A 17386-nucleotide genomic window follows, 5' to 3' on the forward strand; every position below is an offset into this window, starting at 1 on the left:
GACTCGGGGTGGCGCGGATCGAAGGTGCTCATCAGGCGCTCCCGTTCTGCGATCCCGCGCCCGGCGCCCGGCCGGCGTGGGTCACGACATGATCGACGAAGCCGTACTCGAGGGCCTCCTGCGCCGAGAACCAGCGGTCCCGGTCGGAGTCCCGCTCGATGGTCTCGACGGTCTGGCCGGTGTGCTGGGCGATCAGCTCCGCCATCTCCTTCTTGGTGCGGCGGAACTGCTCGGCCTGGATCGTGATGTCGGCTTCGGTGCCGCCGACGCCCGCCGAGGGCTGGTGCATCATGATCCGCGCGTGCGGCAGCGCGAAGCGCTTGCCGGGGGCTCCCGCGGAGAGCAGGAACTGCCCCATCGACGCGGCCATACCCATCACCGTGGTCGACACGTCGCACGGGACCAGGTTCATCGTGTCGAAGACGGCCATGCCGTCGGTGACCGATCCACCCGGGGAGTTGATGTAGAGCTCGATGTCCTTGTCGGGGTCCTCGGCCGCGAGCAGCAGCATCTGCGCCGCGATCCGGTTCGAGATCTCCGCGTCGACCTGCTGACCGAGCACGATGATCCGCTGCTGCAGCAGCCGCTCGTACACCGAGTCGGACAGCGACATGGCGCTGATTCCGGACCGCATCTGCGACCCGGTACCGCGGCCCTGGAGCGGGCCGGTGTCCTGCTGGCTCACTTCACCCTGCTTTCCGAAGTCTCGTCCGGCCTGCGCGGGACGCCGGCCGGATCGGAGAAAGTCTTCCTCTGGATCGCTCTCGTTCTCCGGTTGTCGGGTCTTGCGAACCCGCTCCGGCCCTTGTCGGGACCGGTTCGGAGCCGACCCTACGCGGACCGGCGGGCCCACGTGGGGAGCAACGCCCGATGTTCGCCGAGAGCGCACCGACCGGGCCGCCGGAGCGCCGACCGGACGTACCGATCGGCGCCCCGGCAGGGCCGGACGGCCAGGTCAGGCCTTGACGTCGGCCTTGTCGCCGGCCGCGTCGCCCGCACCGTCGGCGTCCGCCGCAGCGGTGTCGTCGGCGGTGTCGGCAGTGTCATCGGAGGACTCCACGACCTCGCCGGGGACCTCCTCGACGATCTCGGCGTCGTCGTCCGACCCGAGCAGGTCGGACAGGTCGACGGCGTCACCGTTGGGCAGCGTCACCGACGCCGACCGCACGGCCGTGATCAGCGCCTTGGAGCGGCGCACGTCCTGGTAGATCACGCCGAGCTGGCCGGCCTGCTGGATCTGCTGGACGAACTGCTCGGGCGGCATGCCGTACTGCTGGGCCTGGTAGACGATCCGCTCGGTGAGCTCCTGGTCGCCGACCGAGATCTCCTCGGAGTCGGCCAGCGCGTCCAGCACCAGGCGGTACCGGACGGCCTTCTCCGCCTCCTCGCGGTTCTCCGCGTCGAACTGCTCGCGGGTCTTGTCCTGCGAGGACAGGAACTCGGCGAACTTCTCCTCGTCGTGGTCGAAGGCGTGCACCGCGTCGTGCGAGCGGGTGTCCACCTCGGCCTGGACGACGCTCTCCGGCAGCGGGACCGGGTCCTCGCCGACCCGGGCGCCCTCGACGAGCTTGTCGAGCAGCCGGTCGCGGGCCTGCGCGGCCTGCTCCATCCGCTTCGACTGGCCGAGCCGCTCGCGCAGGTTCTCGGTCAGCTCGTCCAGCGTGTCGAACTCGGACGCGAGCTGGGCGAACTCGTCGTCGGCGTCGGGCAGGTGCCGCTCCTTGACCGCGGTCACCTTGACGGTGATCTCGGCCTCGCGGTCGGCGTACTCGCCGGCGACCAGCGTGGAGGTGAAGGTCTTCTCCTCCTCGGCCGACATGCCCTGCAGCGCCTCGTCGATGCCCTCGATCAGGCCGCCCTGGCCGACCTCGTACGAGAAGCCGGTGGTGGTGGCCTCCTCGATCTCCTTGCCGTCGACGGCCGCGGAGAGGTCGATCTGGACGTAGTCGCCGTCCGCGGCGGGACGCTCGACACCGGCCAGGGTGCCGAAACGGGCCCGCAGCTGGTCGAGCTGCTCGGTCACATCGGACTCGGCGACCTCGGTCTCGTCGACCTCGACGGTCAGGCCGGCCAGGTCGGGGAGCTCGATCTCCGGGCGGACGTCGACCTCGGCGGTGAACGCCAGGCGCTCACCGTCGGCGATCTCGGTGACCTCGATCTCGGGGCGGCCGATCGGGGTGACGTCCTCGGACGACACCACGGCCTCCTGGTACTTCGTCGGGATCGCGTTGTTCACGACCTCGTCGAGGACCGGGCCGCGGCCGATGCGGGCCTCCAGGATGCGGGCCGGCGCCTTGCCCGGGCGGAAGCCGGGGATGCGGACCTGCTCGGCGATCTTCTTGTACGCGCGGTCGAAGTCGGGCTTGAGCTCGTCGAACGGCACCTCGACGTTGATCCGGACGCGCGTCGGGCTGAGGTGCTCGACGGTGCTCTTCACGGTGGAACTCCTTGGGCGGTACGGCTGTACGAACGGGCCGCATGGGAGCGGCCCCCGGTCTGTGCTGTGACCCACCTGCCGGTACGGCGGACGACCTCGCAGGTCGCTCCTGGCCGGGTGCGAGCACGTCGGACGTGCTCGGGTGGCGGTGGGGCGCCCGCGCGAGTCTAGGCGAGGCCGGTCACGTCGCGTCGGGCCGGGCGTAGGTCACGTCGCAACCGCACCGACGTCGGCCACGGTGACCTCCACCTCGAGGGTCTCGTCGCCGAGCACTCCGCGGACGCCGGCGGCGACCTCGTCGGCTATCTCACCGAACGGCCTGCCCAGCGCGACGACCACCGCGATCTCCACCGGGTCCCCCAGTCGCACGCCGTACACCCGCAGGCCCGGCAGGTAGGAGGCGACGGTGCCGAACGGGCCGCCGTCGAGCCGCAGCACGGAAGGATGCTGCAGGACGGCCGCCGCCACGTCCTCGGGCCCGGGGCCCGTCCGCTCGGTCACCCGGGCACCTTAGCGACACCGGAGCGCGACCGCCGGGCCCGCACACGGCGGCGCCCCCGGACGGATCCGGGGGCGCCGACGGCGACGAGTCGTCGGAGCTCAGTCCTTCGTGAAGGTGTCCTTGATCTTCTCGCCGGCCTGCTTGAGGTTGCCGCTGGCCTGGTCGACCTTGCCCTCGGCCTGCAGGTCCTTGTCGTCGGTGGCCTCGCCGGCGGCCTCCTTGGCCTTACCGCCGAGCTCCTCGGTCTTGTTGCTGATCTTGTCTCCGAGTCCCATGAGCGGTTCCCCTCCGGAGTGCGTGTCCGACGGGCGCGCGGACCGTGCCCTCGCTACCGTCGCTGTCCCGAGGCGGGTACCCCACCGACCCGTTCTCACACATCGAGGAGCGATGCACGCACGTGCAGGCCACCGACCCGGCACCCCAGCGCGGCCCGCGATCCGGCGGACCGGCGTCCGCGGCGCCCCGGGTCCCGGGATCGGCGGTACCGGGCTCGGCCCGCTCCGAACTCGACGAGCAGACCCTCGTGGCCAGGGCCCAGGACGGTGACGTCCACTCCTTCGCCGAGCTCGCCCGCCGGCACCAGGACGCGTTGTTCCGGGTGGCGGTGCGGGTGCTCGGGCAACGCGCGGACGCCGAGGACGCGCTGCAGGAGGCGCTGATCGACGCCTGGCGGCGGATCGGGACCTTCCGCGGCGACGCGGCGTTCTCCACCTGGATGTACCGGATCGTCACCAACCGGTGCACGGCGGTGATCCGGCGGAAGCGCCCGACCGTCCCGCTCCCCGACGACGACGCTCCCGGTGCGATGCTCGACGCGGGCTCCGGCTCACCGGAGCGGGCCGCCGAGGTCGACGCCGAGCTGGCCGCCCTGTCCCGTGCGCTCGCCGACCTGCCCGGCGAGCAGCGCACCTGCTGGGTGCTGCGCGAGCTGGAAGGCCTGGGCTACGCGGAGATCGCGCACATCACCGGAGCCTCCGAGACAGCCGTGCGCGGCCGTCTCCACCGGGCACGGACGGCGCTGGCGGAGAGGATGCGGGCATGGCGGTAGAGCAGGTGGAGCCGTTGGCCTGCGGCCGGGACGCCGCCGACGTCTGGGAGCACGCCGAGGCCGGCACGCTGGACGAGCACGAGCTGAGCTGCCCGCACTGCCGGTCGGCGCGGGCCGATCACGACCGGCTCGGCGGGCTGGTGACCCGGATGGCGGCGGAGCCGTTGCGTCCCCCGCCCTCGGTACTGGAGCAGGTGCTCGGCGCCGTCGTCGCCGAGCTGCGCCCGCACGAACTGCTGGCACTCGGCCCGGACGCCTGGCTGGGCCGGCCGACGGCGGAGGCCGCGCTGCGCCACGTCGTCGACTCGATGGGCGGGCTGCGCGCACGGCACTGCCGGATCGAGCAGCACGGGCCGGTCGGGGACGGCCCGGTTCCGGTCTGGGTCCGGATGACGGTGACGGCCCGGTTCGGGGTCGACCTGGCGTCGGTCACCGCCCGGGTCCGGCAGATGGTCATCTCGGCCGGGGAGGGGACACTCGGTGTCCCGATCGCCGGCGTCGACATCCATGTGGAGGACCTGTGGGACGACGCGGCGGAGGTCCGGCGATGACGACCAGATTGCGGGTCTCCGATCTCGCGCTGGCGCGCGTCGCCGCGCACCGGGCCCGTGCGGTGCCCGGCGTGGTGATGCTGGTCGGTGACATGACCCAGACGCTGCTCGGGCTGGCAGCGGACTGGCTCCCCCGCGAGCCGGTACCGCCGGAGCTCCGCAGCCACGGCGTCGTCGCGACGGTGCACGGCCGCGAGGCCGAGGTCCGGGTGACGGTGGCGATCCGCTTCGGCACCGGGTGCGCCGCCCTCGCCGAGCAGGTGCAGGCCGAGGTGGCGCAGGAGATCGCCGCGACCACCGGGCTGGTAGCCCGGGTCCGCGTCACGATCGCCGAGGTCATCCTCCCCGAGTGACCGGGCCGGTCCCGGCGAGTACGCAGTCCCCGCAGGTCCCGCCGCCGGGGACGTGCACGTAGAGACAACAGGAGCGGCGCCGGAAGGCCCACCCGTCCGACGACCCCCGGCCGCTCCCGGGCCCGCGCAGCACGGCCCCGGTGGCACCGGACGGCAGCGGCCCGCGCAGCACGGGATGGTCGGCGAGCACGTCGAGCAGGGCGAGGAACGCGGGCCGGTCGGCCGGGCGGGCCGAGTCCATCACCCGGGCGGCCCCGGCGACGGCGGACACGACGTTGCCGCGCAGCACCCGCCCGGACACCCGCACCCGGGCACCGACGGCGTCGTAGAGCGCCTCCAGGTGCGTGCCGGCGAGTTCCCGGGCCAGCAGGTCGGCGGCGCCGGCGGGATCGCGGCGCGGATCCGGCGTCCGGATCGCGGCGGGCCCCGACCCCGGCGCGCCCACCGGCAGCCCGGGGGCCCACGGGTCCTCGCCGTCCGGGTCCCGGTGCAGGTCCGCGAGCCGAGGCAGGGTCGCGTGCAGCGCGACCGCCGCGAACGGCGCCGACACCAGCCGGGCGGCCATCCCCTGCACCGCGATCGACGCGGCGACCCGCTGCCCGGTGCCCAGCGCCGTCGCCACCTGGTCGATCCGGGCCGACAGCGGATCGGCCGGACCGGGCGGGGCGTACAGCTCGTCCCAACGCCGCCAGCCCGGCCCCGCGGGGACGGCGACGGCGAACCACGGACCGATCCGCGCGACATCGGCGAGCACGGCAGCGATCTCGGCGGACGCGGCGGTCTCGTCGGGCGGGACATCGGTCGGGCGCATCGGGCACCAGTGTCCGGTACCGCCCGGTGACGCGCCCGCAGCATTCCGGTAACGGTTCGGCCCCTGTCCCGGCCCGGTCCCGGCCCCGGCCCCGGCCCCGGTTCGGCCTTTGTGACGATTCGGCCCCGGTGCCGGTTCAAGCCCCTTGTGACGATTCGGACTCTTGTAACGGATCCACCACTGTCAGCGATCTCATCCAGCGAGAGGCCACTCCCGGCCGATGGTCACGCTCTGCTCACCGTCCGGATACGGGACGGCAACGTCTGCCTGCTCGAATGGCCAGCGATCCACATCACGGGGCCGACGGCCGATCATCAGTAGCGCGCTCGGGTAGCGGCGTGCGACTCTGTGCTCTCGCCAGACCGCACTCGCCGGGGTGTGCGGTCGAACCGTGCCGCAGGGAGTTGGCCGGGTACTGGTAAGTCAGCGCCCGGCCGCTAGGCGTGCCCGAAGGAGAAAACTCCGCCGGTCACCACACCCGATGGCACGGAGCACCCGAACGGTCCGCATCCTACGCCCCCTCCCGGGTGCCCGCTGTATTCTGGAAACCCTTTTCGGACCGCAGCGAGCTGCCGGTTCCCGGGTCGTCCGATGCGGGTGGCAGAGGTGCACCGAGACGACAGGAGGAGCAGTTGGCCGCGATCAGTGACCAGACGCGTCGCCCCTCGCCCGGTGGTCTGTATGCCGCCGATCACGAGCACGACGCCTGCGGTGTGGCCATGTTGGCCGACGTCACCGGCAAGCGCGACCACTCCATCGTGCAGAAGGCCATCGAGGCACTCCTGCGCCTGGAGCACCGTGGTGCGCGCGGTTCCGAGCACAACACCGGCGACGGCGCAGGGATCCTGATCCAGGTCCCCGACGGGTTCTACCGCGAGGTCACCGACTTCGAACTGCCGGCGGAGGGCGCCTACGCCGTCGGCATCGCGATGCTCCCGCAGGACCCGGAGCTGGCCGACGCCGCGGTGCGAGCCGTGGATGCGCTGGCCGCCGAGGAGAACCTCACGGTCCTGGGCTGGCGTGAGCTGCCCACCGATCCCGAGGCAGCCGACCTGGGCCCGACCGCGCTCGCCGCGATGCCCACGTTCAAGCAGCTGTTCGTCGCCGGCGCCGAGCTGACGGGCGACTCCCCCGAGAGCGCACCGGTCGGCATCGAGCTGGAGCGGCGCGCGTTCTGCCTGCGCAAGCGGGTCGAGCACAGCCACGACACCTACTTCTCGTCGCTGTCGCCGCGCACCATCATCTACAAGGGCATGCTCGCCGAGCCCCAGGTCGCGGCGTTCTACCCCGATCTGACCGACGAGCGCGTGACCTCGGCGCTGGCGATCGTGCACTCCCGGTTCTCCACCAACACGTTCCCCGCGTGGCCGCTGGCGCACCCGTTCCGCTACGTCGCGCACAACGGTGAGATCAACACGCTGCGCGGGAACCGGAACTGGATGGCCGCCCGCGAGGCGCTGCTGGAGTCCGCGAACCTGCCGGGCGACCTGTCCCGGCTGACCCCGATCGTCACCCCCGACGCGTCGGACTCGGCCACCTTCGACGAGGTCCTCGAGCTGCTCCACCTGGGCGGACGCAGCCTCCCGCACGCGGTGCTGATGATGATCCCGGAGGCCTGGGAGCACAACACCGAGATGTCCCCGGCCCGGCGGGCGTTCTACGAGTACCACTCCACCCTGATGGAGCCGTGGGACGGACCGGCGCTGGTCGCCTTCACCGACGGCACCCAGATCGGTGCCGTCCTCGACCGCAACGGTCTGCGCCCCGCCCGCTACTGGGTGACCGAGGACGGTCTGGTCGTGCTGGCCTCCGAGGTCGGCGTGCTGGACGTCGAGCCGGACAAGGTGGTCCGCAAGGGCCGCCTGGAGCCGGGCCGGATGTTCCTCATCGACACCGAGCGCGGCACGATCGTCGACGACGACGACATCAAGGGCGAGCTCGCGGCCGAGCACCCGTACGCGGAGTGGCTGCACGCCGGCCTGATCCGGCTCGACGAGCTGCCCGCCCGCAAGCGCGAGTTCCCGTCGCACGAGGCCCTGACCCTGCGCCAGCAGGCCGCCGGATACACCGAGGAGGAGCTCAACCTCCTGCTGCGGCCGATGGCCGTCACCGGTGCCGAGCCGATCGGCTCGATGGGCAACGACGCGCCGATCGCCGCCATCTCCGAGCGCCCGCGCCAGCTCTACGACTACTTCATCCAGCTGTTCGCGCAGGTCACCAACCCGCCGCTGGACGCGATCCGCGAGGAGCTCGTCACCTCGCTGTTCAGCCAGCTGGGCCCGGAGCAGAACCTGCTCGACGCCACGCCGGCGCACTGCCGGACGATCGTCGTCCCGTTCCCGGTGCTCACCAACGACGATCTCGCCAGGGTCGTGCACATCAACGACGACAAGGAGTTCCCGGGGTTCGCCTCGCACGTCGTCCCCGGTGTCTTCCTGGCCCGCGACGGCGGCAAGGGGATGCTGTCCCGGCTCGCCGAGATCAAGCAGGAGGTGTCCCGCGCGATCGACGGCGGCGCCCGGATGATCGTGCTCTCCCAGCGCGGGGTCGACTCCGAGCACGCCGCGATCCCGTCGCTGCTGCTCACCGGCGCGGTGCACCACCACCTGGTCCGGGAGCGTTCCCGGACCCGGGTCGGGCTGATCGTCGAGTCGGCGGACGCCCGCGAGGTGCACCACATCGCGCTGCTGCTCGGCTACGGCGCCTCGGCGGTGAACCCGTACCTGGCGATGGCCACCGTGGAGGATCTCGCCGAGCGCGGCGACATCCCCGGCGTCGACGGCCGGACCGCGGCCAAGAACCTGGTCAAGGCGCTCGGCAAGGGCGTCCGCAAGACCATGTCGAAGATGGGTGTCTCGACCGTCGCGTCCTACACCGGCGCGCAGATCTTCGAGGCCGTCGGCCTGGGCCGCGACGTGGTGGACTCGGCGTTCACCGGGACCACCTCCCGGCTGGGCGGCGTCGGCTTCGACGTCCTCGCCGAGGAGGTGCTGGCCCACCACCGCCGCGCGTTCCCCGCCGACGACGTCCGCGCGTCGCACCGGGCACTCGCCGTCGGCGGCGAGTACCAGTGGCGCCGCGAGGGCGAGCTGCACCTGTTCAACCCGCAGACGGTGTTCAAGCTGCAGCACTCCACCCGGTCCGGGCGCTACGACGTCTTCAAGGAGTACACGAAGGCCGTCGACGACCAGTCGAAGCGGCTGATGACGCTGCGCGGCCTGTTCGCCTTCAAGGAGGGGCTGCGCCCGCCGGTGCCGATCGACGAGGTCGAGCCGATCGAGTCGATCCTGACCCGCTTCGCCACCGGCGCGATCTCCTACGGCTCGATCTCCCAGGAGATGCACGAGACCCTGGCGATCGCGATGAACCGGATCGGCGGGCGGTCGAACACCGGTGAGGGCGGCGAGGACCCGGACCGCTTCACCCCGGACCAGAACGGCGACTCCCGGCGCAGCGCGGTCAAGCAGGCCGCATCCGGCCGGTTCGGCGTCACCAGCGAGTACCTGGTCAATGCCGACGACATCCAGATCAAGATCGCGCAGGGCGCCAAGCCCGGCGAGGGCGGTCAGCTGCCCGGCGGCAAGGTCTACCCGTGGATCGCGACCACCCGGTACTCGACGCCCGGGGTCGGCCTCATCTCGCCGCCGCCGCACCACGACATCTACTCGATCGAGGACATCAAGCAGCTCATCCACGACCTGAAGAACGCCAACCCGCGGGCCCGCATCCACGTGAAGCTGGTCTCCCAGGTCGGTGTCGGGACGGTGGCTGCCGGGGTGTCCAAGGCGCACTCCGACGTCGTGCTGATCTCCGGTCACGACGGCGGTACCGGCGCGTCGCCGCTGTCGTCGATCAAGCACGCCGGTGGCCCCTGGGAGCTCGGCCTGGCCGAGACCCAGCAGACGCTGGTCGCGAACAACCTGCGCGACCGGATCGTCGTCCAGGCCGACGGCCAGCTCAAGACCGGCCGGGACGTGGTGATAGCCGCGCTGCTCGGCGCCGAGGAGTTCGGTTTCGCGACCGCTCCGCTGGTCGTCTCGGGCTGCATCATGATGCGGGTCTGTCACCTCGACACCTGCCCGGTCGGCGTCGCGACCCAGAACCCGGAGCTGCGCAAGAAGTTCGACGGCAAGGCCGAGTACGTCGTCAACTTCATGAAGTTCGTGGCCGAGGAGGTGCGGGAGTACCTGGCGCAGCTGGGCTTCCGCTCGATCGACGAGGCCATCGGCCGGGCCGACGTGCTCGACGTCGACGCCGCCGCACAGCACTGGAAGTCCCGGCATCTCGACCTGTCGCCGATCTTCCAGGTCGGCGGGGACGGCGAGGACGTGGCCCGCAAGCGGACCCGCGAGCAGGACCACGGCCTCGACAAGGCCCTGGACAACACCCTGATCCAGCTCGCCGAGGGCGCGCTGCGCAACGGCGACCAGGTCCGGCTGGACCTGCCGGTGCGCAACGTCAACCGCACCGTCGGGACCATGCTCGGCTCCGAGCTGACCCGGATCCACGGCGGCAAGGGCCTGCCCGACGACACGATCGACATCACGTTCACCGGCTCGGCCGGGCAGAGCTTCGGTGCGTTCGTGCCCAAGGGGATCACCCTGCGGCTGGTCGGCGACACCAACGACTACTTCGGCAAGGGGCTCTCCGGTGGCCGGCTGACCCTGCGTCCGGACCCGTCGGCGCCGTTCACCGCCGAGGACAACGTGATCGCCGGCAACGTGATCGGCTACGGCGCCACCTCCGGCGAGATGTTCGTCCGCGGCGTCGTCGGCGAGCGGTTCTGCGTGCGCAACTCGGGTGCGGTGGCCGTCGTCGAGGGCGTCGGTGACCACGGCTGCGAGTACATGACCGGCGGCCAGGTGGTCGTCCTCGGGCGGACCGGGCGGAACTTCGCCGCCGGGATGTCCGGTGGTGTCGCCTACCTGCTCGACATCGACCGCAACCGGGTCAACCCGGAGATGGTGGATCTCGACCCGCTGGGCGACGACGACCGGGCGATCCTGCGGGACCGTGTCGAGCGGCACCACGCCGAGACCGGCTCCGAGGTCGCGCGGGCGCTGCTCGCCGACTGGGAGGCCTCGGTCGCGCGGTTCGGCAAGGTCATGCCCAAGGACTACAAGCGCGTGCTGCTCGCGACGGAGAACGCCGAACGCGAGGGCCGGGACGTGAACGAGGCGATCATGGAGGCTGCACATGGCTGAGGTGACAGCACGGCACACCAGCGACGAGGCGGCAGCAGCGCGCACGGGGGAGGCCGCTCATGGGTGACCCGAAGGGCTTCATGACCACCCCGCGCCGGACGCCGGCGCGGCGCCCGGTGGACCTGCGGCTGATGGACTGGCGCGAGGTCTACGAGGACTTCCCGCGCAAGAGCCTGGAGTCGCAGGCCGGCCGCTGCATGAACTGCGGCATCCCGTTCTGTCACCAGGGCTGTCCACTGGGGAACCTCATCCCCGAATGGAACGACCTGGTGTACCGCAAGGACTGGCGGGAGGCGATCGAGCGGCTGCACGCCACGAACAACTTCCCGGAGTTCACCGGGACGCTGTGCCCCGCGCCCTGCGAGGCGGCGTGCGTGCTGGCCATCAACGACGACGCCGTCACCATCAAGCAGGTCGAGATCGAGATCATCGACCGGGCCTGGGACGAGGGCTGGGTCGCGCCGCAGGCGCCGTCGGTGAAGACCGGCAAGAAGGTCGCCGTGGTCGGCTCCGGGCCGGCCGGTCTGGCCACCGCCCAGCAGCTGACCCGGGCCGGGCACGACGTCGTCGTGTTCGAGCGGGCCGACCGGATCGGCGGTCTGCTGCGCTACGGCATCCCCGAGTTCAAGATGGAGAAGGCGCGGCTCGACCGGCGCCTGGAGCAGATGGTCGCCGAGGGCACCCACTTCCGGGCCTCGGTCGACGTCGGCACCGACATCACCGTCGAGCAGCTCCGCTCCGAGTACGACGCTGTGGTGCTCGCCGGCGGTGCGACGGCGTGGCGCGATCTCCCGGCCGACGGCCGCGACGCCGAGGGCGTCTACCAGGCGATGGAGTTCCTGCCGTGGGCCAACCACGTGCAGCAGGGCGACATGGACGCACCGCCGATCTCGGCCGAGGGCAAGGACGTCGTGATCATCGGCGGCGGTGACACCGGCGCCGACTGCCTGGGCACCTCGCACCGTCAGGGTGCGCGCTCGGTGACCCAGCTGGAGATCATGCCGACACCGCCGGAGCACCGCACCGAAGGGATGCCCTGGCCGACCTACCCGATGGTCTACCGGGTCTCCTCGGCGCACGAGGAGGGCGGCGAGCGGCTGTTCTCGGTCAACACCACCGAGTTCGTGTCCGACGCCGACGGCAAGCTCACCGGCATCCGGATCTGCGAGGTCAAGCGGGGCGACAACGGGTTCGAGGCCGTCGAGGGCACCGAGCGCGAGCTGCCCGCCCAGCTGGTGCTGCTGGCGATGGGCTTCGTCGGCCCGGAGAAGGGCAAGCTGCTCAACGACCTGGAGGTCGAGCTCGACGAGCGCGGCAACGTCGCCCGCGACGACAGCTACATGTCGTCGGTGGACGGTGTGTTCGTGGCCGGTGACATCGGCCGCGGGCAGTCGCTGATCGTGTGGGCGATCGCGGAGGGCCGCGCGGCGGCCGCCGGGGTGGACGCGTTCCTCACCGGGCGCAGCGTGCTCCCCCGGCCGATCGACCCGACGGACCGCCAGATCTCCTGATCCGGTCCGCGGACGAACGAACGGGGGCCCGGCCGTACGGCCGGGCCCCCGTTCGTCTCAGTCCAGCCGTTCCAGCTCGAACGCGTCGTCGCCGATCCAGATCCGCAGGCCGTCACCGTCGTCGGTGACGTAGCCGTCCTCCTCCTCGCCGAGCTCGCGGATCGCGCCCATCGCGAGCCGGTTGAACTCGACGACGCCCTCCCCCGCGTCGATCGGGCGGTACTCACGGGCCAGGAGTGCGGTGCGGCACTCGGTCGCCAGCCAGGCGGCGTTCTCGGGACCGACCTCGACCCGCCAGCGTTGTTCTGCCATGCCGTGCATTATGGCGCACGTCACCCCGCCCGTCACCCCGCCCGTCGCCCGCCTGATACCGACGATCGCGAGGGTGCGTCGTGCAACGGCGTGAACGGAACCGATTCACCGCCCGTCGCGGACACGACGCCGCTCGCGGTCGGATCGGAGACTGACGCCACTCGCACCACAACTCCCGGCCTTCTCGTGCGTTGAACCGGGCGACCGGCACCTGCAGAACCGGGAGCCCCTGTCGGTGCCGGGCACCATCGGGACACCGGGCATCGCGACTTCGTCGCGGTCCCGGTTCCCGGTGGTGTATCCCTTCCGGACGTGCCGTCGGGCCCGACCGATGAGTCCCCGCCACCCGGCCGGTCTTCTCCGGTGAACGCTGCGGGAGGTCCGCGGCGACCGCATCCCGGAGGTCCACAGTGACTGCCCAGCTCGCGATCCGTCCCGCCCTCTCCCCCGCCGCGCACCGGACGTTGTGGGTGCTGCAGATCCTGCTCGGGCTGTTCTTCGTGATCGCCTCGGCGGTGCCGAAGTTCTACGGCGACCCGTACGCCGTGGCCGTCTTCGACGAGATCGGTATCGGCCAGTGGTTCCGCTACCTCATCGGCGCGTTCGAGCTGGCCGGCGGGATCGGGCTGCTGACCAGGCGGTTCGCCGGGCCCGCCGCCGCCGGCCTGGTCCTGCTGATGATCGGTGCCGCGGTGGTCCAGGCCGCGGTGCTGCACGGCGGACTGCTCGTGCTGACCCCGATCGTGCTGGGGCTGCTCGCCGCCGCGATCGCCTTCGGACGCCGGGAGACCTTGCGCACAGGGCGCTGACCAGCGTTTACCTCCGTACGGGCCCGGGAATCCACGAGCAGAACGAGCGCCGGGAGCCCGGCGCACCCGTGCAGTCCACGTACAGGAGGAACCGCCATGGCCGACCGCCATGTGAAGCCGGTCGACGACGGCTGGACCGTCGTGAAGGAGAACGCCCAGCGCCCGAGTGCCAAGGCCGGCACCCAGGCCGAGGCGATCACCCGGGCGGTGGAGATCATCGCCAACGACGGCGGCGGCAACCTCGTCGTGTACGGCACCGACGGAGCCGTCCGCGAGCGGCGCTCGGTCGACTCCGGCGCCGAGGAGACCGGCGGCACCGCCGCGAAGGCGGCGGCCGGAGCCACCGCCACCGCCGCGGCCGACACCGCGTCGAAGGCCGCCTCGGCCACCGCACGCACCGCGGACGAGGTCGCCTCGGACACCCGCACGACCGGGAAGAAGGTCGCCGGGGAGACCCGCAACGCCGCCGCGGAGGCCGCAGGCACCGCGAAGGCGGGCGCCGAGAAGGCGGGCGTGGAGGGCCGCAAGGTCTCCGAGAACGGCAAGGCGCCCGGCAACGCGGGCAAGGCGGCCGCCGACGCCGCCCGGACCACCGGCAAGCAGCTGGCGGACAACGCCTCGCGCACCGGCCGCCAGGTCGCCGGTGAGGTCGGTGCCTCCGCCGGGCGCTCCGCGGCGGCCGTGCAGGCCGCGGCCGGGCGCGGTGCCGACACCGCGGTGCGCACCGCGGACCGGGCCGCCCGGGTCGGTGAGACGGTCTCCGACGACATCGACGACACCGGTGCGAAGCTGGCCCGTCGGCTCTACGAGCGCGGTGAGCGGGCGGCGACCCAGCTCGACGAGTTCGCCGCGCGCGTCTACAAGCCACTCAACCCGATCCGGTTCGGCAGCCGGGTCGCCGCCGGAGCGGTCGCGACCGCCTTCGGCGTCTCCGGCGCCGTGGTGTCGCGGGCCGGGACGCTGTTCCAGCGCGGCACCCGCCGGGCCACCGGCCGCTGACCGCACCCGTCGTACCCGGGGGCCCCGCCACGGCGGGGCCCCCGTTGGTCGGTCAGGGCCGCGGGCTCAGCACGTAGTCGCCGGTCTCGTCCTGCCAGGCCATCCCGACCAGCTCCCTGGCCCGGGCCGCCTTCGCGAACGACAGGAAGCTGCCGAAGCCGTAGCGCTTCTCGGTGAACTCCGGGACCCGCTTGCGCAGCTGGTCCTTCAGCCCGGACAGTTGCGGTGGGCCGCCGGCCGCGGTCAGTTCGCGCACGACGTCGACGAGCAGGCTGAACGCGTCCTGGTCGGCGTCCGGGTCGTCCGGGACGCCGACCTCGGGGTCGCCCTGCGCGGAACCGGCGGTGAGGGCGACGGCGCCCTGGCCCTCCAGGTGCCGCAGCAGCTCCCCGAACCCGCGGAAGCCGTGATCGGCCTCGTCGAACGTGGGGTCCTTGCGCAGCACCGCGCGCTTGAGCCGGGACGCGAGCACCGGGCCGTCGGCCTGCCGGGACAACCCGGCCAGTGTGCTCACCACGAGCCCGGCCACGTCGCGCTCCTCGGCGCCGGTGGTCGCGGTCTCCTCCGCGTCGGGCCCGCCGGGCGCCGCCCGGAACATCACGTCGAACGGGGCGGGCTCCGGCTCCACCGGGGCGGCGGCCGGGACCGGAACCGGCGGCGCCGTGCTCGTCGCGGGTGGCCGGGTACCGCGGCGGCGGCGCGGCGGGGCGGGCTCACGGGTCGGTTCGAGACCCGGCAGCCGGTCGTAGAACAGGAACTCGTCGCACGCCGGGGGAAGCAGTGCCGAGGTGGACGACTGCACGCCGATCCCGATCACCCGCTTGTCCAGCTCGCGCAGCTTGTGCATCAGCGGGGTGAAGTCGGAGTCGCCGGTGGCGATCGCGAAGGTCGTCACGAACTCCCGCTCGTAGGCGAGCTCGATGGCGTCGACCGCGAGCTTGATGTCGGCGGCGTTCTTGCGGGAACCACCGATCCGCTGCGGGATCTCGATCAGCTCGACCTGGGCGCGGGCCATCAGACGCCGGTCCTCGTCGAACGCCGACCAGTCGGCATAGGCGCGTCGCACCACCACCCGGCCCCGCTCGGCGAGTGCGTCGGCGACCGGCCCGAAATCGAACGGGACGACGCCGAGACCGTCGCGCGCGCCGATCGCGAGGTTCTCGTAGTCGAGCAGCAGTGCGATGCGTTCGTCCTCGTGGGCCACCGCGGAAGCCTACGGCCGGTGCGGGCCGGCGGCCGGATCGGGCACGCCGACCGGTGGGCCCTCCGTCCGGCGCACCGGGTGACCGAGGACCCTGCCGCGTCCGGCCGGCCGGGTGCACGCTCAGCAGGTCCACCGATGGGAGGGCCCCATGACCGACCGGAGACCGCAGGGCGGCACCGTCCTGATCGCGCTCACCTCAGCCGACCACCGCACGCTGCGGGCCGCCGCGGAGATCGGGCACGAGCTGTCCGTGGCCGGGCTGCGCCCGCTGATCACCACCGCCGGGGACGTGTCGTCGCTGGCCGGGGTCCGGGCCGTCGTGCTGGGTGGCGCCTGGGACCGGCCGTGGGCCCGTGCGGCGGCCCGCCGGTTCCTGCGACGGCACAGCGTGGTGCTGCGGGTCCGGCCACTGTGGATGTTCGATGCGGCTCCGCTGCTCGGACCGGTGCCGCGCCCGCACCCGGGGCCGGCCCCGGAGCTCGAGCTGCGCGCACCGGTGCAGGCACCCGGTGCCGACGGGTGGGGCTCGTGGGCCGCGGTCGTCGCGGCCGAGCTGGCGACCGGTGCCGCACCGGAGCTCGGTGCGCCGGCCGCGGCGGTGCCGGCCCGGTGAGCTCCGAGGCGCCCGCGCTCCCGCTCCCCGACACGGTCCGGCACGCTGTCGCGACCGCGTTGCTCGCGCCGTCGGTGCACAACGCGCAGCCGTGGCGGTGGCGGATCGCGGCGGACCGGGTGGAGCTGTACGCCGACCCGGACCGGCGGCTGCCCTTCACCGACCCGGACCGGCGCGACCATCTCGTCAGCTGCGGGGCGGCGCTGGCCACCCTGCACGTGGCGCTGGCCGCCTCCGGGATCGGGCACCGGATCGAACGGTTCCCCGGCGACGATCGCGACCACCTCGCGACCGTCCGGTTCACCGGGCGACCGCCGACCGCGGCCGACCGCACCGACGCGCTGCTCGCCCCGGCGATCCGGCGCCGCCGGACCGATCGCAGGCCGTTCCGCGACCCGGGCCTCGCCGACCACACGCGGGCCGCGCTGCGTGCGCGAGCCGCGCGCTACGACGTCACCCTGCACACGGTCACCGACGCGGCCGCCCGCAACCACCTCATCGAGCTGGAGCGGGAGGCGGCGCGGGAGCTGCGGTCGCGTCCCGGACAGGCCGCCGAACTGCTGGTGTGGACGCACCGCTACGCGGACTCCCGGGACGGCGTGCGCACCGGTTCGATCCCGGCCGGAGCGCCCCGGCCGCGCGAACCGGAGATCGGTGTCCGGTTCCCTGCCGGGTCGCTGCCCGTGCCACCGCTCGCCGCGGATCGCGCGACGATCCTGGCGCTGAGCACCCCGGCCGACGACGACCCGGCCCGGCTGGCCGCCGGGGAGGCACTCGGCGTGGTGCTGCTCGCCGCGACCCGCGCGGGGCTCGGCACCTGCCCGCTGTCGCGGGTACTGGAGACCGTCTCCACCCGCTCGGCGCTGGCCACCCGGGTGCTGCACACCACCGACCACCCGCAGCTGCTCATCCGGGTCGGTCGCGCACCCGATGATCGGGAGCTGCCTGCCACCGGGCGGCGGCGGCTCGCCGACGTGCTGCTGCGCGGCGACCGGACCGCTCGCCGTGACCCTCCGCGTCAGCGGTGACCAC

The 17386-nt window shown here is 72.8% G+C and carries 16 protein-coding genes; 9 read left to right on the forward strand and 7 right to left on the reverse strand.

The features are described from left to right. Window positions 1–31: 31 nt before the first annotated feature. From Pdca_RS23965 to Pdca_RS23980, 4 genes are all read right to left on the reverse strand, one after another. Window positions 32–634 (reverse strand): ATP-dependent Clp protease proteolytic subunit, encoded by a 603-nt coding sequence (locus Pdca_RS23965; RefSeq protein ID WP_085913252.1) that lies wholly within the window; start codon window positions 632–634, stop codon window positions 32–34. Between the two features lie 321 nt (window positions 635–955). Continuing rightward, complete coding sequence (gene tig / locus Pdca_RS23970) at window positions 956–2437, reverse strand: trigger factor (protein WP_085913189.1); 1482 nt, start codon at window positions 2435–2437, stop codon at window positions 956–958. 207 nt (window positions 2438–2644) lie between these two features. Further along, window positions 2645–2938, reverse strand: coding sequence for a hypothetical protein (locus tag Pdca_RS23975; protein WP_085913188.1), 294 nt, complete (start codon window positions 2936–2938; stop codon window positions 2645–2647). A gap of 99 nt (window positions 2939–3037) precedes the next feature. Then, window positions 3038–3214 carry a CsbD family protein gene (locus Pdca_RS23980; RefSeq protein WP_085913187.1) on the reverse strand — a complete coding sequence of 59 codons (177 nt, stop codon included), beginning with the start codon at window positions 3212–3214 and terminating at the stop codon, window positions 3038–3040. A 122-nt stretch (window positions 3215–3336) separates the two neighbouring features. Between Pdca_RS23980 and Pdca_RS23985 the strand changes: the two genes are divergently transcribed. From Pdca_RS23985 to Pdca_RS23995, 3 genes are read left to right on the forward strand one after another with little or no spacing between them, the layout of a single operon-like run. Continuing rightward, complete coding sequence (locus Pdca_RS23985) at window positions 3337–3987, forward strand: RNA polymerase sigma factor (RefSeq protein WP_085913186.1); 651 nt, start codon at window positions 3337–3339, stop codon at window positions 3985–3987. Next, entirely contained in the window at window positions 3978–4538 is a 561-nt protein-coding gene (locus tag Pdca_RS23990) for an Asp23/Gls24 family envelope stress response protein (RefSeq protein WP_085913185.1), read from the forward strand. The genes Pdca_RS23985 and Pdca_RS23990 overlap by 10 nt, the downstream gene beginning before the upstream one ends. Then, the gene (locus tag Pdca_RS23995; RefSeq protein ID WP_085913184.1) at window positions 4535–4891 is read left to right on the forward strand and encodes an Asp23/Gls24 family envelope stress response protein; all 357 of its coding nucleotides are present in this window, start codon (window positions 4535–4537) and stop codon (window positions 4889–4891) included. The genes Pdca_RS23990 and Pdca_RS23995 overlap by 4 nt, the downstream gene beginning before the upstream one ends. Here the strand turns inward: Pdca_RS23995 and Pdca_RS24000 are convergent. Further along, the gene (locus tag Pdca_RS24000; RefSeq protein ID WP_085913183.1) at window positions 4875–5702 is read right to left on the reverse strand and encodes a (2Fe-2S)-binding protein; all 828 of its coding nucleotides are present in this window, start codon (window positions 5700–5702) and stop codon (window positions 4875–4877) included. The genes Pdca_RS23995 and Pdca_RS24000 overlap by 17 nt on opposite strands. A gap of 719 nt (window positions 5703–6421) precedes the next feature. On the opposite strand from Pdca_RS24000, the gene gltB reads away from it, so the two are divergent. Both gltB and Pdca_RS24010 read left to right on the forward strand, forming a co-directional pair. Further along, window positions 6422–10906 (forward strand): glutamate synthase large subunit, encoded by a 4485-nt coding sequence (gltB, locus tag Pdca_RS24005; protein WP_232021721.1) that lies wholly within the window; start codon window positions 6422–6424, stop codon window positions 10904–10906. Between the two features lie 59 nt (window positions 10907–10965). Beyond that, window positions 10966–12417 (forward strand): glutamate synthase subunit beta, encoded by a 1452-nt coding sequence (locus tag Pdca_RS24010; protein ID WP_085913182.1) that lies wholly within the window; start codon window positions 10966–10968, stop codon window positions 12415–12417. A gap of 57 nt (window positions 12418–12474) precedes the next feature. On the opposite strand, the gene Pdca_RS24015 is transcribed toward Pdca_RS24010, so the two are convergent. Continuing rightward, on the reverse strand, window positions 12475–12729 hold the full coding sequence (locus Pdca_RS24015) for a hypothetical protein (protein ID WP_085913250.1): 255 nt from the start codon (window positions 12727–12729) through the stop codon (window positions 12475–12477). 410 nt (window positions 12730–13139) lie between these two features. On the opposite strand from Pdca_RS24015, the gene Pdca_RS24020 reads away from it, so the two are divergent. Both Pdca_RS24020 and Pdca_RS24025 read left to right on the forward strand, forming a co-directional pair. Continuing rightward, entirely contained in the window at window positions 13140–13538 is a 399-nt protein-coding gene (locus Pdca_RS24020) for a DoxX family protein (protein WP_085913181.1), read from the forward strand. A 96-nt stretch (window positions 13539–13634) separates the two neighbouring features. Next, on the forward strand, window positions 13635–14537 hold the full coding sequence (locus Pdca_RS24025) for a DUF2188 domain-containing protein (RefSeq protein ID WP_085913180.1): 903 nt from the start codon (window positions 13635–13637) through the stop codon (window positions 14535–14537). A 52-nt stretch (window positions 14538–14589) separates the two neighbouring features. Here the strand turns inward: Pdca_RS24025 and Pdca_RS24030 are convergent, their stop codons facing one another. Continuing rightward, window positions 14590–15741, reverse strand: coding sequence for a PIN domain-containing protein (locus Pdca_RS24030; protein WP_085913179.1), 1152 nt, complete (start codon window positions 15739–15741; stop codon window positions 14590–14592). 148 nt (window positions 15742–15889) lie between these two features. Here Pdca_RS24030 and Pdca_RS35750 point away from each other — a divergent pair, with 148 nt between their 5' ends. Both Pdca_RS35750 and Pdca_RS24040 read left to right on the forward strand, forming a co-directional pair. Next, on the forward strand, window positions 15890–16354 hold the full coding sequence (locus tag Pdca_RS35750) for a hypothetical protein (protein WP_085913178.1): 465 nt from the start codon (window positions 15890–15892) through the stop codon (window positions 16352–16354). After that, complete coding sequence (locus Pdca_RS24040; protein WP_085913177.1) at window positions 16351–17382, forward strand: Acg family FMN-binding oxidoreductase; 1032 nt, start codon at window positions 16351–16353, stop codon at window positions 17380–17382. The genes Pdca_RS35750 and Pdca_RS24040 overlap by 4 nt, the downstream gene beginning before the upstream one ends. Window positions 17383–17386: the final 4 nt, after the last annotated feature.

The sequence above is a fragment of the Pseudonocardia autotrophica genome (assembly GCF_003945385.1).
GTDB classification, from domain to species: Bacteria; Actinomycetota; Actinomycetes; order Mycobacteriales; family Pseudonocardiaceae; genus Pseudonocardia; species Pseudonocardia autotrophica.

Excerpts from the sequence above, each read along its gene's own strand:
- Pdca_RS23965 (WP_085913252.1), bottom strand. The coding sequence starts at position 634 with ATGCGGTCCGGAATCAGCGCCATGTCGCTGTCCGACTCGGTGTACGAG.
- Pdca_RS23980 (WP_085913187.1), bottom strand. The coding sequence starts at position 3,214 with ATGGGACTCGGAGACAAGATCAGCAACAAGACCGAGGAGCTCGGCGGT.
- Pdca_RS23990 (WP_085913185.1), top strand. The coding sequence starts at position 3,978 with ATGGCGGTAGAGCAGGTGGAGCCGTTGGCCTGCGGCCGGGACGCCGCC.
- Pdca_RS23995 (WP_085913184.1), top strand. The coding sequence starts at position 4,535 with ATGACGACCAGATTGCGGGTCTCCGATCTCGCGCTGGCGCGCGTCGCC.
- Pdca_RS24000 (WP_085913183.1), bottom strand. The coding sequence starts at position 5,702 with ATGCGCCCGACCGATGTCCCGCCCGACGAGACCGCCGCGTCCGCCGAG.
- gltB (WP_232021721.1), top strand. The coding sequence starts at position 6,422 with ATGTTGGCCGACGTCACCGGCAAGCGCGACCACTCCATCGTGCAGAAG.
- Pdca_RS24010 (WP_085913182.1), top strand. The coding sequence starts at position 10,966 with ATGGGTGACCCGAAGGGCTTCATGACCACCCCGCGCCGGACGCCGGCG.
- Pdca_RS24015 (WP_085913250.1), bottom strand. The coding sequence starts at position 12,729 with ATGGCAGAACAACGCTGGCGGGTCGAGGTCGGTCCCGAGAACGCCGCC.
- Pdca_RS24025 (WP_085913180.1), top strand. The coding sequence starts at position 13,635 with ATGGCCGACCGCCATGTGAAGCCGGTCGACGACGGCTGGACCGTCGTG.
- Pdca_RS35750 (WP_085913178.1), top strand. The coding sequence starts at position 15,890 with ATGACCGACCGGAGACCGCAGGGCGGCACCGTCCTGATCGCGCTCACC.